Source organism: Ruegeria sp. AD11(2025) (genome assembly GCF_056542405.1).
The window spans coordinates 1-2,355 of sequence record NZ_JBQFZU010000087.1; the positions used below are offsets into that span (position 1 = coordinate 1).

The 2,355-nt window shown below is 60.2% G+C and carries 1 protein-coding gene; it reads right to left on the reverse strand.

All coding sequences use genetic code 11. The features are described 5' to 3' along the window. Positions 1-2,042 (reverse strand): autotransporter outer membrane beta-barrel domain-containing protein (locus ACR1XY_RS24360; RefSeq protein ID WP_480597359.1); only part of this gene is annotated, 2,042 nt, incomplete at its 3' end. Between the last annotated feature and the right edge of the window lie 313 nt (positions 2,043-2,355).

Genomic DNA, 2,355 nt, shown 5'->3' on the forward strand with positions numbered 1-2,355 from the left:
GTCACAGATGACAGGCTCAGCTGCGCCTGCGGGATCACCGTCAGCCGGGAGCCAAGGTCAAGCTGCTGTCCGGCCTCGATCGACAGCGCATAGCCCGTCCCGCTGTTGCCCTCGATCAAGCTCCCACGCCCGTCAGAGCTCAGATCGCTCGAGTAGGCGCTCACCGTCACCTGTCCGTCGACATAAAACCCCCGGCGGTCATACCACGTGGCCGCAAGCCCAAGGCCCAGACCCGTCGTCTCTATCGACCCGTCCCCAAAGTCTGAGCTCACATCCGTACTGCCCGTGCCATAGGACAGCATCAGCCCGCCCACGAGAAGACCTGCCGTGCTGGTGTCCAGCACAATATCCGCACCGATCTCCATCTCCCAGAGGCTGCTGTCGCGCGCCGCCCCCGTGGTGCTCTGCTCGGCCGCCGATGTGATCTGCTCCATCCCCATCTGGACCCACAGCGGAGAGCCACTGGTCTGAGCCCCTTGTCCGCTCCAGGCCAGGGTCCGGAAGTCTTGCGAGCTACCCCGCGCGTGCAGCCCAGAGGGCGCATTGAACGCCAGCAGCGAGGCACCATAGCTGTCATAGATCGGTGCTGAGGGTCCCCAGCTGATCTCGCCACCAGCTAACCGCGCGCTCAACGCCCACCATTTGCCGCCATCCTGCGCCTCAACTTCAGCCAGCCTGTAGAGGTGGGCACCCGAGATCACCGCGTGCTCCCCGTCCGACGTGACATAGTTGCCTCCCACAAGGGTGAAGGTCGCATCCTCAGACGTGCCGCCAACCGAGACCACGTAGATCTCAAGTGGTCCGCCTCCGGCGCTGGCATTGTCCAACCCGGCAAGCGACAGCACCATCTCGCCTGACGCGTTGCCGGTGATCTCAAGCCTGTCGGTGTTCGCACCATCAGCACCCATAACCGCATCCAGCTCAAAAACACTTCTTCCCGATCCGGTGTTGGTATAATCGCCGTCAATGGTGATCACATCACCTGCAGCCCCGTCCTGCACGCTTAAGGTCAAGTCACCCGCATTGGTCACGTCACCTGTGATGGTGAGCTCCCCGCCAGACGCGCGGAACGTAGACGTGGCGTCGATGGACAGGCCCATATCCAGCCTGTCCATCCCGTCCAGGCGCATCTCCATCTCATCCTTCAGCGTGAGATGCTCCCAGTTTCTAACGTTTTCCATTGAGGTCATCGTCCGGCGGCCATGCAGCGTCAGGTGATCGTTATCGCCCGAACCGCCGTCCAGGATATAGGAGGAAAAGTCAAAACTGGCTGTGGCACCAATCGTGGCCCTATCGTCACCCGCGCCAAGACGAACGTCCCCGGTCACGGTCCCCTCCAAGGTGACAACCGCGTCGCCATCCCCGTCTTGTATTGCAATGCCAGAGCCCCCCGCAGCCACAATGGCGGTGTCGGCGATATCAATTGTTCCCCCGCCTTCAGCGTCGGAGATCGTGCGGATCGCAGCGCCGTCGTCATCTGCGTTAAATCCGCCAGCGCCGCCCGTCACAATCCCAGCCACGTCCACGTCAAACTCTTTTACACCCAACCAAAATTTTGGGCTGTTGGAGTTGTGATCCACAGTCACGTAATTCCCTGAAACGCGAATTCCGTTTGAACCCGCCCCTGAAGCCGTGACAACAGCACCCGCATCCAGCTTGACAATCGTCTTGGCTTGCGACGTTGAGCCCGGAACAAACCTCACACCATTCACCATCGCATCCGCCTCTGCTTCCGCCCAAAGCCCATGAGAATTCCTCCCAAGCGTGGTGATACTGCCGCCCTTCATCTCCACGACCACATCGGCTGAGCCAGTGGTGTCCGCATGAAGCCCGTGGGAACCCTCGAATGCGTTGACCCTGTTCTCCGTATGGATCGTCCCTCCGGTCATGAGCGCTTTAGCCCCGTTTGTGTTGTCCGAGTTGTTTGTGTGATCCTCGTTGTGAATCCGCACATAAATCGCGGACGCCCCCCCGTGAGTCGTGGTGATTGTGCCACCACGCATTTCCGCCAGCGCGCTCCCCAGGCCACCATTGGCTTGCACAGAAATCCCATGAGCCCATCGACCGTTAATATTGATACTCCCGTTTCTCATGACAGCCTTTGCACTCGCCTCGGATGCACTCTCCGAGTTGTTGGACACCGCCCGTATCCCGTGCGCCTGCTCCCCTTCCGTGGTGATTGTGCTGCTGCCGTTGATGGCATTCATCTCCGCGATTGCGTCACAATCACAGGATGCATCTGCAGCCGCAGAAATCCCAGCGGATCGGTAACCTGTCGTACTAATCACGCCTCTATGACAATACGGCGAATAGCAAAGCTACGGCGACAGCGCGCATGACCAGGGGCGTGATTAG